This window comes from Aeromicrobium stalagmiti (assembly GCF_013283745.1).
GTDB lineage: Bacteria > Actinomycetota > Actinomycetes > Propionibacteriales > Nocardioidaceae > Aeromicrobium > Aeromicrobium stalagmiti.
Genome location: NZ_JABSTZ010000001.1, coordinates 1521795 through 1535152, shown reverse-complemented (window position 1 = coordinate 1535152; position 13358 = coordinate 1521795). Strand labels below are relative to the sequence as shown.

Below are 13358 nucleotides of genomic sequence, written 5' to 3'. Positions count from 1 at the left end.
GCTACCAGATCTCGATCGACTCGTCGAGGATCGTCGCGACGGCGTCCTCGGTGACCTCGAGCGGCGCGGTGGCGAGCAGCCGCTGCTGCTTCATCGTGCCCTCGACGAGCGAGTCGATGTCGCCCGCGCCGAAGCCGACGGCGCCGATGCCGGACGGGATGCCGACGTCTCGCATGATCGAGGCGAGCACCTGCGGCAGGAAGTCGGCAGCGTCATCCGGGCGCACCGCCGTGGGGTCGAGCAGCTCGGCAGCCCGGACGTGGCGCTCGGGGGCGGCCTCGAACGTGTAGCGGAACGCTGCCGGGGCCGTCAGGGACACCGCCATGCCGTGCGGCACCATCGCGTGGTCTGCCTCGTAGCCCTCGGGACGGAAGTCGCGGACCTGGCCGGCGATCGGGTAGGCATTGGCGTGCGGGATGTGCACGCCCGCATTGCCGAAGCCGAGCCCCGCGAAGGTCGCCGCCATCGCGACCTCGGTGCGGGCAGCGATGTCGTCACCGTGGTGCACGGCGCGGCGGAACGAGGCGGACATCAGGCTCAGCGCCTTCTCCGACCACATGTCGGCGATCGGGTTGGAGCCGCAGTAGGGCACCCGCTCGTGGGCCTGCTTGTGCTCGTAGGAGGCGAACGGACGTGCGGTGTAGCTCTCGAGGGCGTGGCACAGGATGTCGAGTCCTGACGCCGCGGTGACTCCGGCGGGCTGGGTCAGCGTGAGCTCGGGGTCGACGACGGCGAACGCCGGACGCAGCCGCGCGTGCGAGATGCCCGTCTTGACGTGCTGGCTGACGACGTCGAGCACGCAGATCGTCGTGCTCTCGCTGCCGGTGCCGGTCGTCGTCGGCACGGCGATGAGCGGCAGGAGCGGGTTCTTCGGAGCGCGGGCCCGGCCGACGGGCGCGTTGACGTAGTCCATCAGCTCGCCCTCGTTGGTCGTCAGCAGGTTGACGGCCTTCGCGGTGTCGATGGCACTGCCGCCGCCCACCGCGACGATCGCGTCGAACGGGCCTTCGGAACGGGCGAACGCGATGGCCTCCTCGAGGCTCCCGTCGGTCGGCTCGACACGCGCGCGGTCGAAGACGACCGCCTCGATGGACGCGGCACGCAGCGCCTCGGCGATCTCTGCGGGCGACCCCGTCGCGGCCACGCCGGGATCGGTCACGACGAGGACCCGACGCGCGTCCAGCTGGGCGAGGTCGTGGCCGAGCTCGTGGCGAGCGCCGACACCGAACTTGAGGCCGGGCGCCCCGTAGGTGAAGACCGTCTCCGGATGGCTGGGGTGGAAACCTGACACGTCAGCTCCTCGTCTCTCCGCGTGGGGTCACGCTAGCATGCTACTGCGTCGGTGGCTGTGCCGTCGCCGATCGACCGGGCAGGTAGAGGTGCTCCCGCAGACCGCGCGACCAGCCGGGATCGACGAGGTCGACCCCGTCGACCGCCACCTGCTCCATCAGCAGGGTCGCGGTGCGGACCAGGTGGTCCTCCATGCGTGCGGCGGCCTCGGCCGGGTCACGCGAGGCGATCGCCGCGACGATCGGTGCATGCTCCTCCGCGACGTCGCCCATGCCCCGGGACCGCCGGATCGTGGAGGCGCCGCGGGCCTGGATCGAGTCACGGAGCGTCGCGACCTCCCCCCGCAGCCGGGCGTTGCCCGTCGCCGCGCCGATCGCCTGGTGGAGCAGCCGGTCGTGAGCGGTGAAACCGGCCTCGTCGTCGTCCCCCACGCAGGTGCGCATCGCGTCGAGCTCGGCCTCGATCGTGGCGACGGTCGCAGCGTCGGCGTGGGCAGCCGCGAACGCCGCCGCCGGGACCTCGAGCATGAGCCGCAGCTCGAACACCGCCTGCACGTCCGAGACCGAGACGCCACGGATGCGGACGCCGCGATTGCGCTCGATCGTCACCAGGCCGATGTCGGCCAGGCGGAGCACCGCCTCACGGACCGGCGTGCGCGAGACGTCGAGCAGGTCGGCCAGGCGATAGATCGAGTGCAGCGACCCGGCCGGGAACTCGCCGGTCACGATCGACTCCCGCAGCGAGGCGAACACCCGGTCGGTCGTGGAGATGCGAGCCATCGTGGCTGGTTCTCCCCTCTGGATCCTTCGCCTTGGTGCCAAACGATATCGTGTGGTGCTGGTGGACCGGTCGCCGTCGGATCGACGTGCCCCCGGGCCGCTGACGTGATCATGTCCCACGCGTGGGTGACGACAAGGGGAATCGATGAAGTCTCGGTCCGGCCGGAGCGCGCTCGCCGCCGTCCTGATGCTCAGCGCCCTCGCCGCCTGCACGAGCGAGGACTCGCCCGACCCGTCGCCCACGGCGACGTCCACGACCAGGACGACGCAGGCTCCCGACCTCTCCGACAGCGAGTCGGGGCCCGAGAGCCCCATCGCCTACGGCCTCTACGTGCCGGCCGGCGCCACTCAGCTCGGACCGCTCTTCCGCTATCGCAGTCCTCGGCTCATCTCGGCGTTCCGCCCCGAGCTCGACGCAGCGCAGGCGCAGAAGGACGCCGAGGCCGCCGACAAGGTGGCCGAGGACGAGGCCAACGGCACGCCGTCACCCAGCCCGACCCCGACGCCCACGACTCGCCCCAGCCCCGACTCGTTCAAGCTGTTGGAGGAGCCGCCTCGGCCCGACACGACGATCTCCCTGATGCGCATCGACGGCGACCCCAGCACCGTCGTCCGAGAGATGCTGGCCCAGATGGACGCGGCGATCCCCACCGCCGACCTCGACCTCAACGACCTCTCGACCTACTGCCGGTCCAAGGAGCGTCGCATCACCCGCTGCGAGGCCGTGGCCCGCGGCAACACCGAGGGCAACCGCGAGATCCGGGTGACGCTCAAGGTCGATCCCGGCAGGCTCTCGACCCGCACCGCTCCGCCGGCGGCGATGACCCGCCCCGTCATGCAGGTGCTCGTCGAGTACGTCGGCGACCCCCGCGCCGGACAGATCGCCCGCGAGACCGGCTCGCTCGACAACGTCGCCGAGATCAAGTCGCAGGACGAGACCTCCGGGCTGATCTGGCCCAAGATGGACGAGGACGCCCCGTCGACGACCAAGCTGGTCAACGGCTGGACCGCACCGACCAGCGCCACGCTGCTGCTGAGCGGCTTCACGCCGAAGTTCGCAGCCGTCACGACGACGCGTGCCTTCGCCGCCGACCAGGTCGCCGAGCAGTTCGTTCGCGCCAACAGCCCCGACGGCAAGGTCACCAAGGACGTCACCGAGGACCTCAACTCCGTCAGCACGATGTACGCCGTCAGGACCAAGGACGGCTCGATCGCCCGCGCGGTCTACATCTTGTCGGCCCGCGGCAACTACACCGCGCTGTTCTACACGCCTGCCGCGAAGTGATCCGCGCGCTCCAGCGCATGGGTGACCATCGGGAGCACCGGGGCGTGGTCGGCTGACCCGACCCGGTCGATCGGCACCCACATGGCGACGTCGGTGGTGCCTCCCACCTCGACGACGTGGGGCTTGACCGACGGGTCCACCGTGACGGCGTAGAGCAGATGCACGCCGTGGTAGTCCTCGTACTGGTCGTCACGCCCCTGGGCGACGACGTGCACGTCGTGGACGTCGACGAGGCGTGACGTGAGCGCCTGCAGGCCGGTCTCCTCGTGCAGCTCCCGCACGACCGCATCGTGCGGCGACTCCCCGTGGTCGACTCCCCCACCGGGCAGCGTCCACGCTCCTGCGGGGTAGCCGGCCGGCGAGATGCGGGTGAGCAGGATGTGGGCGTCGCGCAGCACGACGGCGTACGCTCCCAGCCGCTGCGTGCGGGTCGGCTCGCTCATGTGCCCTCCACAGGTCAGATTGGCCTCAGGCTATTAGAGTCAGGAGGGATGAGTGCCCTCGACCCGCTGCCCGTGGCCACCGCTCCGCCCAAGGAGCGCGTGGCCTATCTCGACAACGCCCGCTACTGGGTGATGCTGCTGGTCGTCATCGGTCACTCCCTCACCGAGTACGTCGTGATGGACTCCGCCAAGGGCGTCTACACGTGGATCTACCTGTTCCACATGCCGTTCTTCATCCTGATCTCGGGCTACACGGCTCGTCACTACATCGGTGACTTCCGTCAGATCCGGCGCATCGTCAGCACGCTGATCGTGCCGTACCTCCTGGTCGAGACCAGCCTGCAGCTCATCACGCGTCACTACGACGGCAAGCCCGAGACGTTGATGATCCTCTCGCCGCAGTGGCTCGGCTGGTTCCTCGCCGCCCTGTTCATCTGGCGCATCACGACGCCCATCTGGCGGGCGCTGAAGTACCCCATCACGACGTCGATCGTGATCTCCCTGCTCGCCGGCCTGATCGAGATCCCCAACGTGCTGGCCCTGCCCAAGGTGCTCGCCCTCCTGCCGTTCTGGGTCATCGGCCTGCACATGAACCGCGAGCTGTTCATGAAGCTTGGCGACATCCGCATCCGCATCGCGTCCGTCGTGGCGCTCGTGGTCTCGTTCGTGATCTGTCAGCTCTACTCCGCCGACTGGACGACCCAGTGGCTGCTGTGGAAGGACCGCTACGCCGAGGACCCGCTCGACGCCACCGCGTGGGGCGGCATGATGATGCGCGGCGAGCTGCTGCTGGTGGGCGCGCTGCTCACCTTCGCCACCTTGTCGCTGATCCCTCGCTCCAGGTCCTTCACGACCGTGCTCGGCGGGCGGACGTTCTACTGCTACCTCCTGCACGGCTACATCATCATCCTGCTCGACCGCGAGCTGCAGATCTGGAAGAACCTGCAGGAGTACGGTGCGGTGTCCGTCATCGGATTCATGCTGGCCGCGGTGGTCGTGGCCAACCTGCTCATGACCAAGCCGGTCGCCACGCTGTTTCGCCCCCTGTTCGAGCCGAAGCTGACCTGGCTGTTCCGCGAGGCCGAACCACCGTCAGTTCGGGTGCCCGCCAGCGCCGTCGACGACGCCGGCGAGATCAAGCCGCCGCCCAACCCGACGACCACGGTCCCGGCGAAGTGACGCGGCGGCCAGCCCGCCTCGCCGTCCTCCTGGTCTCCGCCCTGCTGATGGGCGGTTGCTTCTCCGAGTCGTCGGGCCGGAACGATCCCACCGACCGGTCGCTGCTGGTCGGGCAGACGTGCGCCGACCTCGTCGTCCTCGGCGCCCGCGGGTCGACCCAGGATCCTGACCTCAACTTCGGGGTGGGCACCGAGGTGCGCCTGACGGTCGAGCAGCTCGCGCGCCGCCTGCACCAGCGGTCCGACACGACGCTGCGCATCGAGGCGATCCGCTACGACTCGTCGAAGACCGCAACCCTCGAGGCCTACCAGGACCACGTCGCGCGCGGCGCCCGCATGATGACGAGCAGGCTCGACACGCTGGGGCAGAGATGCCCCGACAGCCGGTTCGCGCTGGTCGGGTTCAGCCAGGGCGCCCAGGTCGTCCACGCCGCGTCGGTCGATGTCTCCGCGAGCGAGGCCCGCCGGGTGGCGCTGGTCGCGATGATCGCCGACCCCCGTCGCAACCCGTCCGACGACATCGTCCAGTGGAGCTATGCCGCGGCACCGGTCACGGGCCATGGGCGGCTCGGATCGGGCACGCCGATCGACCCTGACCTGCGGCGGTCGGCGATCGCCCTGTGCGTCGAGGGCGACGAGATCTGCAACGACCAGGGGGCTCCCGGCGGGCCTCCATCGGCGACCCACAAGCACTTCTACGAGCAGGAGTCGTCGGCCCGGGCCACCGCACGACAGCTCGACCGGATCCTGGCCCGCAGCGGCGTCTGATCCAGCCGCGTCGAACGAGCTGCGCCGGTCGACAACCACACGTCTGTTCCGCGCATCTCCACCGGCCGCGCTGCTCAGGGTGATCGCCCTGCTCCTGACCGGGATGACCCTGCCGGCCCAGGCCGCCTCGACGACAGGCACGGTCAAGGGGGTCGTCCATCAACAGGTGACGACGAAGCCCCCCGGCCCTTGCGGACCGGGGGGCTTCGTTCGTTCAGCGACGGATCAGGAGTCGTACGACGTGAAGTCGAAGTCGTCCAGCTGCACCGGCGCGGCGTCTGCCGTGCCGAAGCCGTAGTCGTAGTCGCCGTAGCCGGTGACGGCGTAGGCGGCCTGACGGGCCTCCTCGGTGGGCTCGACCCGGATGTTGCGGTAGCGGTCGAGACCGGTACCCGCCGGGATGAGCTTGCCGATGATGATGTTCTCCTTCAGACCGCGCAGCGAGTCCGACTTGCCGTGGATGGCGGCGTCGGTGAGGACGCGGGTCGTCTCCTGGAAGGAGGCGGCCGACAGCCACGACTCGACGGCCAGCGAGGCCTTCGTGATGCCCATGAGGACCGGGCGGCCGGAGGCGGGCGTGCCACCCTCGGCCACGACGCGGCGGTTCTCCTCCTCGAACTTCGCACGATCGACGAGGTCACCGGGGATGAGCTGGGCGTCGCCCTGCTCGATGACCGTCACGCGACGGAGCATCTGGCGCACGATGATCTCGATGTGCTTGTCGTGGATGGCCACACCCTGCGAGCGGTAGACCTCCTGCACCTGGTCGACGAGGTGCTCCTGGGCGCGGCGGACGCCGAGGATGCGCAGGACTTCCTGCGGATCCGGCGTGCCGTGCGTGAGCATCTGTCCGACCTCGACGTGGTCGCCGTCCTGGATCAGGAGGCGCGCACGCTTGGTCACCGGGTACTCGAGCACGTCAGAGCCGTCATCCGGCGTCACGACGAGCTTGCGGGTCTTGTCCGAGTCGTCGATGACGACGCGTCCGGCCGACTCCGTGATGGGAGCCTTGCCCTTGGGCTGACGAGCCTCGAAGAGCTCGACGACGCGGGGCAGACCGTGCGTGATGTCGTCACCGGCCACACCGCCGGTGTGGAAGGTACGCATGGTCAGCTGCGTGCCGGGCTCACCGATCGACTGGGCCGCGATGGTGCCGACGGCCTCGCCGATGTCGACGAGCTTGCCGGTGGCCAGCGAGCGGCCGTAGCACTTGGCGCACGTGCCGGCCTTCGCCTCGCACGTCAGGACCGTGCGGACCTTGATCTCCTCGACACCCTCGGCGATCAGGCGGGCGATCTCGACGTCGCCGAGCTCACCGCCGGCCGGGATGAGCACCGTGCCCTTGGCGTCGGTGACGTCCGTCGCCGCCGTGCGCGAGTAGGCCGCCGTCTCGACGTTCTCGGCAGCGGTCAGGCGACCGTCGTCGAGCTTGGTCGCGATGACCTGCTTGAGACCACGCTCGGTGCCGCAGTCCTCCTCGCGGATGATGACGTCCTGGCTGACGTCGACGAGGCGACGCGTCAGGTAGCCCGAGTCAGCGGTACGCAGCGCGGTGTCGGCGAGTCCCTTGCGGGCGCCGTGGGTCGCGATGAAGTACTCGACGACCGACAGACCCTCACGGAAGTTGGCCTTGATCGGGCGCGGGATGATCTCGCCCTTCGGGTTGGCCACGAGGCCACGCATGCCGGCGATCTGACGGACCTGCATCATGTTGCCTCGTGCGCCCGAGTGGACCATCATCCAGATCGGGTTGTCCTCGTCGAAGCCCTTCTCCATCTCGGCCGAGACCTCGGCAGTTGCCTGCGTCCAGATCTCGATGAGCTCCTGGCGACGCTCGTCCTCGGTGATCAGACCACGGTCGAACTGGGTCTGGACCTTGGCGGCCTGCGTCTCGTAGCCCGAGAGGATCTCCTGCTTGCGCGGAGGCGTCACGACGTCCTCGATGGAGACCGTCACGCCGGAGCGGGTGCCCCAGTGGAAGCCGGTGTCCTTGAGGTTGTCGAGCGCGTTGGCGACGTCGACCTTGGAGTAGCGCTCCGCGAGGTCGTTGACGATGACACCCAGCTGCGACTTGCCGATCTGGATGTTGACGTACGGGTAGTCGTCCGGCAGCGCCTCGTTGAAGATCGCCCGACCCAGGGTCGTGTCGAGGATCTCGCCGTCGATGCGGATCTTGACGTGGCTCTGCAGCGAGATCTCGTGACGCTCGAAGGCCATGACGGCCTCGGAGACCGAGCTGAAGGCGCGACCCTCACCGATGTGTCCCGAACGCTCCAGCGTCAGGAAGTACAGACCGATGATCATGTCCTGGGTCGGCATGGTCACGGGGCGACCGTCCGACGGCTTCAGGATGTTGTTGGTCGACAGCATCAGGACGCGGGCCTCGGCCTGGGCCTCGGCGCTCAGCGGCAGGTGCACGGCCATCTGGTCACCGTCGAAGTCGGCGTTGAAGGCCGAGCAGACGAGCGGGTGGATCTGGATGGCCTTGCCCTCGATGAGCTGCGGCTCGAACGCCTGGATGCCCAGACGGTGCAGGGTGGGCGCGCGGTTGAGCAGCACGGGGTGCTCGGTGATGACCTCTTCGAGGACGTCCCACACGACCGGACGTGCACGCTCGACCATGCGCTTGGCGCTCTTGATGTTCTGCGCGTGGTTGAGGTCGACGAGACGCTTCATCACGAACGGCTTGAACAGCTCCAGAGCCATCTGCTTGGGCAGACCGCACTGGTGCAGCTTGAGCTGCGGGCCGACGACGATGACCGAACGGCCCGAGTAGTCGACGCGCTTGCCGAGCAGGTTCTGACGGAAGCGACCCTGCTTGCCCTTGAGCATGTCGGAGATCGACTTGAGCGGACGGTTGCCCGGTCCGGTGACCGGACGACCGCGGCGGCCGTTGTCGAACAGCGAGTCGACGGCCTCCTGCAGCATGCGCTTCTCGTTGTTGACGATGATCTCCGGCGCACCGAGGTCGAGCAGGCGCTTGAGCCGGTTGTTGCGGTTGATCACGCGACGGTACAGATCGTTGAGATCGCTGGTCGCGAAGCGCCCACCGTCGAGCTGGACCATGGGACGCAGCTCCGGCGGGATCACCGGGACGGCGTCGAGGACCATGCCCTCGGGGGCGTTGCTGCTGCCGAGGAACGCGGAGACGACCTTGAGGCGCTTGAGCGCGCGGGTCTTCTTCTGTCCCTTGCCGGTCGCGATGATCTCGCGCAGCGACTCGGCCTCAGCCTCGAGGTCGAAGTCCTGCAGGCGCTTCTGGATCGCTGTGGCGCCCATGTAGCCCTCGAAGTACTTGCCGAAGCGGTACGTCATCTCGCGGTAGAGCAGCTCGTCGCCCTCGAGGTCCTGGACCTTGAGGTTCTTGAAGCGGCTCCAGACCTCGTCGAGGCGGTCGATCTCGCGCTGGGCGCGGTCACGACGCTGCTTGGCCTCGCGCTCGGCGGAGTCCTTGACCTTGCGCTTGGCGTCGGCCTTGGCGCCCTCGTCCTCGAGTGCCTTGAGGTCCTCCTCGAGCTTCTGCATGCGCTCGTTGACCTCGTTGTCACGACGGCTCTCGAGCTGCTGGCGCTCGAGGTCGATCTTGGCCTCGAGGCTCGACAGGTCCTGGTGACGCGCGTCCTCGTCGACCTTGGTGATCATGTAGGCCGCGAAGTAGATGACCTTCTCGAGGTCCTTCGGAGCCAGGTCGAGCAGGTAGCCCAGACGGCTCGGGACACCCTTGAAGTACCAGATGTGCGTGACGGGAGCGGCGAGCTCGATGTGGCCCATGCGCTCACGGCGCACCTTGGACCGCGTGACCTCGACGCCGCAGCGCTCGCAGATGATGCCCTTGAAGCGCACGCGCTTGTACTTGCCGCAGTAGCACTCCCAGTCCCGGGTGGGACCGAAGATCTTCTCGCAGAAGAGTCCGTCGCGCTCGGGCTTGAGCGTGCGGTAGTTGATCGTCTCGGGCTTCTTGACCTCGCCGAACGACCATCCGCGGATGTCGTCGGCGGTCGCGAGACCGATCCGGATTTGATCGAAGAAGTTCACGTCGAGCACGTTGGTCTTCTTTCCCTTTCAGAAGTTCTTGCTGGTGGTGGATTCAGGCTGAGGGTGCGAGGGCCCCGTGCGGGGCCCTCGCGACGTCTCAGACTTCTTCCACGCTGGAGGGCTCGCGCCGGGACAGATCGATGCCGAGCTCTTCGGCGGCACGGAAGAGATCCTCTTCCGCGTCGCGCATCTCGACAGCGGTTCCGTCGCTCGAGAGCACCTCGACGTTGAGACACAGGGACTGCATCTCCTTGACGAGAACCTTGAAGGACTCCGGGATACCCGGCTCCGGCACGTTCTCGCCCTTGACGATGGCTTCGTAGACCTTGACGCGTCCGAGGATGTCGTCGGACTTGATGGTGAGGAGCTCCTGCAGCGCGTACGCCGCTCCGTAGGCCTCGAGGGCCCACACCTCCATCTCGCCGAAACGCTGTCCACCGAACTGCGCCTTGCCGCCCAGGGGCTGCTGCGTGATCATCGAGTAGGGACCCGTGGAACGTGCGTGGATCTTGTCGTCGACCAGGTGGTGCAGCTTGAGCAGGTACATGTAGCCGACCGAGACGGGATCGGGGAACTGCTCGCCGGTACGACCGTCGAAGAGCACCGCCTTGCCGTCACGCTTGACCATGCGCTCGCCGTCCCGGTTGGGGAGCGTCGAGGCCAGCAGGCCCTGGATCTCGTCCTCACGGGCACCGTCGAAGACGGGCGTGGCGACGTTGCTGTCCTTGGGCGCACGGTCAGCACCGATGGCGCGCAGGCGGTCGGCCCACTCGTCCTTCATGTCGGTGATGTCCCAGCCGGTCTTGGCGACCCAGCCCAGGTGCGTCTCCAGCACCTGTCCGACGTTCATTCGACCGGGGACACCGAGCGGGTTGAGCACGATGTCGACGGGCGTGCCGTCCTCCAGGAAAGGCATGTCCTCGATCGGGTTGATCTTGGAGATGACGCCCTTGTTGCCGTGACGGCCGGCCAGCTTGTCGCCGTTGGAGATCTTGCGCTTCTGGGCCACGTAGACGCGGACCAGCTGGTTGACGCCCGGGGACAGCTCGTCACCCTCGGCCGAGTCGAAGACCCGGACGCCGATGACGGTGCCGCTCTCGCCGTGCGGGACCTTGAGCGAGGTGTCGCGCACCTCGCGCGCCTTCTCGCCGAAGATCGCACGGAGCAGACGCTCCTCGGGGGTCAGCTCGGTCTCGCCCTTGGGCGTGACCTTGCCGACCAGGACGTCGCCGTTGCCGACCTCGGCACCGATGCGGATGATGCCACGCTCGTCGAGATCGGCCAGCATCTCCTCGGAGACGTTGGGGATGTCCCGCGTGATCTCCTCGGGGCCCAGCTTGGTGTCGCGAGCATCGACCTCGTGCTCCTCGATGTGGATCGAGGTCAGCAGGTCGTCCTGGACGACGCGCTGGGAGAGGATGATCGCGTCCTCGTAGTTGTGACCCTGCCAGGGCATGAAGGCGACGAGCAGGTTGGTGCCCAGCGCCATCTCGCCCTCGTCGGTGCAGGGACCGTCGGCCAGCGGCGTGCCGACCTCGACCCGCTGCCCGTGCGCCACGAGCGGACGCTGGTTGGTGCAGGTGCCCTGGTTGGAGCGCTTGAACTTGGCCAGGCGGTACGTGAAGTACGAGCCGTCGTCCTGCATGATCTCGATGGCGTCCGCGGACACCTCGTTGACCACACCGGCGACCTTGGCGACCGTGACGTCACCGGCGTCGACGGCGGCACGGAACTCCATGCCGGTGCCGACGAGCGGCGCGTCGTTGCGGATCAGCGGGACGGCCTGACGCTGCATGTTCGAGCCCATGAGGGCGCGGTTGGCATCGTCGTGCTCGAGGAACGGGATCAGCGCGGTCGCGACCGACACCATCTGGCGGGGCGAGACGTCCATGTAGTCGACGTCGGCGGCGGGACGCAGCTCGGCCTCGCCACCCTTCTGACGCACCAGGACCATGTCCTCGGCGAAGGTGCCGTCCTCGCTCAGGATCGAGTTGGCCTGGGCGATGATGAAGCGGTCCTCATCGGTCGCGGTCAGGTAGTCGATCTGCTCGGTGACCTTGTTCTTGACGACCTTGCGGTAGGGCGTCTCGACGAAGCCGAACGAGTTGATCCGTCCGTAGGACGCGAGCGAGCCGATCAGACCGATGTTCGGTCCCTCGGGGGTCTCGATCGGGCACATGCGGCCGTAGTGCGACGGGTGGACGTCGCGGACCTCGTAGCCGGCGCGCTCACGCGACAGACCGCCCGGTCCGAGGGCCGACAGACGACGCTTGTGCGTCAGGCCCGCGAGCGGGTTGTTCTGGTCCATGAACTGCGACAGCTGCGAGGTTCCGAAGAACTCCTTCAGCGCCGCGACGACCGGGCGGATGTTGATCAGGGTCTGCGGCGTGATGGCCTCGACGTCCTGGGTCGTCATGCGCTCGCGGACGACGCGCTCCATGCGGGCCAGGCCCGTGCGGAGCTGGTTCTGGATCAGCTCGCCGACCGTGCGCATCCGACGGTTGCCGAAGTGATCGATGTCGTCGGCCTCGACGATGGTGTCGCCGGCTGCGGTGGCCAGCTCGGTCTCACCGGCGTGCAGGGCCACGATGTACTTGATCGTCGACACGATGTCGTCGATCGTCAGCGTCTGCTGGTCGAACGCCTCGTCGACACCGAGCTTCTTGTTGATCTTGTAGCGACCGACCTTGGCCGTGTCGTAGCGCTTGGCGTTGAAGTAGTAGTTGTCCAGAAGGGTCTGGGCAGCTTCGCGGCTCGGCGGTTCGCCCGGACGCAGCTTGCGGTAGATGTCGAGCAGCGCGTCGTCCTGACCGGTGGTGTTGTCCTTCTCCAGCGTCAGGCGGATCGACTCGTACTGGCCGAACTCCTCGAGGATCTGCGCCTCGGTCCAGCCGAGCGCCTTGAGCAGCACGGTGACGCTCTGCTTGCGCTTGCGGTCGAGACGGACGCCGACCATGTCGCGCTTGTCGATCTCGAACTCGAGCCAGGCACCACGCGAGGGGATGACCTTGGCGGTGTAGATGTCCTTGTCGGACGTCTTGTCGGGCGTGCGCTCGAAGTAGACGCCCGGCGACCGGACGAGCTGCGAGACGACGACACGCTCGGTGCCGTTGATGATGAAGGTGCCCTTGTCGGTCATGAGCGGGAAGTCGCCCATGAAGACCGTCTGGCTCTTGATCTCGCCGGTCTCGTTGTTCATGAACTCGGCGGTGACGAACAGGGGCGCGGCGTAGGTGACGTCGCGGTCCTTGCAGTCGTCGACCGAGTACTTCGGCGGCTCGAAGCGGTGGTCCCGGAACGACAGGCTCATCGTCTCGGAGAAGTCCTCGATCGGGGAGATCTCCTCGAAGATCTCCTCGAGGCCGGACTTCGTGGAGACGTCGGTACGGCCGGCTGCAAGAGCGGCGTCGACGCCTTCCTTCCACTTCTCGTCGCCGATCAGCCAGGCAAAGCTGTCGGTCTGCAGAGCCAGGAGCTCAGGGACCTCGAGGGGTTCTGCGATTTTGGCGAAAGAGATGCGGCGGGGCTGAACAGTTGCAGTGTTGCGCGAGGCGGCCAAGAGGGGTCCTTCCAAGGGCTC

Annotated in this window: 8 protein-coding genes; 3 read left to right on the top strand and 5 right to left on the bottom strand. The window is 67.8% G+C overall.

The window, feature by feature from the left end:
- Nucleotide 1 precedes the first annotated feature (1 nt).
- Both HQK15_RS07555 and HQK15_RS07550 read right to left on the bottom strand, forming a co-directional pair.
- Nucleotides 2-1291 (bottom strand): hydroxyacid-oxoacid transhydrogenase, encoded by a 1290-nt coding sequence (locus tag HQK15_RS07555; RefSeq protein WP_173490751.1) that lies wholly within the window; start codon nt 1289-1291, stop codon nt 2-4.
- A 40-nt stretch (nt 1292-1331) separates the two neighbouring features.
- A complete protein-coding gene (locus tag HQK15_RS07550; RefSeq protein WP_173490750.1) occupies nt 1332-2069 on the bottom strand; it encodes a GntR family transcriptional regulator in 738 nt (245 codons plus the stop codon).
- 145 nt (nt 2070-2214) lie between these two features.
- Between HQK15_RS07550 and HQK15_RS07545 the strand changes: the two genes are divergently transcribed.
- Nucleotides 2215-3354: a hypothetical protein gene (locus HQK15_RS07545; protein ID WP_173490749.1), complete on the top strand. Its 1140-nt coding sequence runs from the start codon at nt 2215-2217 to the stop codon at nt 3352-3354.
- Here HQK15_RS07545 and HQK15_RS07540 read toward each other — a convergent pair.
- Nucleotides 3333-3797: an NUDIX hydrolase gene (locus HQK15_RS07540; RefSeq protein ID WP_173490748.1), complete on the bottom strand. Its 465-nt coding sequence runs from the start codon at nt 3795-3797 to the stop codon at nt 3333-3335. The two genes, HQK15_RS07545 and HQK15_RS07540, sit on opposite strands and share 22 nt — an antisense overlap.
- A 48-nt stretch (nt 3798-3845) precedes the next feature.
- Between HQK15_RS07540 and HQK15_RS07535 the strand changes: the two genes are divergently transcribed.
- Nucleotides 3846-4976 carry an acyltransferase family protein gene (locus HQK15_RS07535; protein WP_173490747.1) on the top strand — a complete coding sequence of 377 codons (1131 nt, stop codon included), beginning with the start codon at nt 3846-3848 and terminating at the stop codon, nt 4974-4976.
- Nucleotides 4973-5743 (top strand): cutinase family protein, encoded by a 771-nt coding sequence (locus HQK15_RS07530; RefSeq protein WP_173490746.1) that lies wholly within the window; start codon nt 4973-4975, stop codon nt 5741-5743. The genes HQK15_RS07535 and HQK15_RS07530 overlap by 4 nt, the downstream gene beginning before the upstream one ends.
- Nucleotides 5744-5968: 225 nt before the next feature.
- Here the strand turns inward: HQK15_RS07530 and HQK15_RS07525 are convergent, their stop codons facing one another.
- A complete protein-coding gene (locus tag HQK15_RS07525; protein WP_173490745.1) occupies nt 5969-9787 on the bottom strand; it encodes a DNA-directed RNA polymerase subunit beta' in 3819 nt (1272 codons plus the stop codon).
- A gap of 88 nt (nt 9788-9875) precedes the next feature.
- Nucleotides 9876-13337 carry a DNA-directed RNA polymerase subunit beta gene (gene rpoB / locus HQK15_RS07520; RefSeq protein WP_173490744.1) on the bottom strand — a complete coding sequence of 1154 codons (3462 nt, stop codon included), beginning with the start codon at nt 13335-13337 and terminating at the stop codon, nt 9876-9878.
- Nucleotides 13338-13358 lie beyond the last annotated feature (21 nt).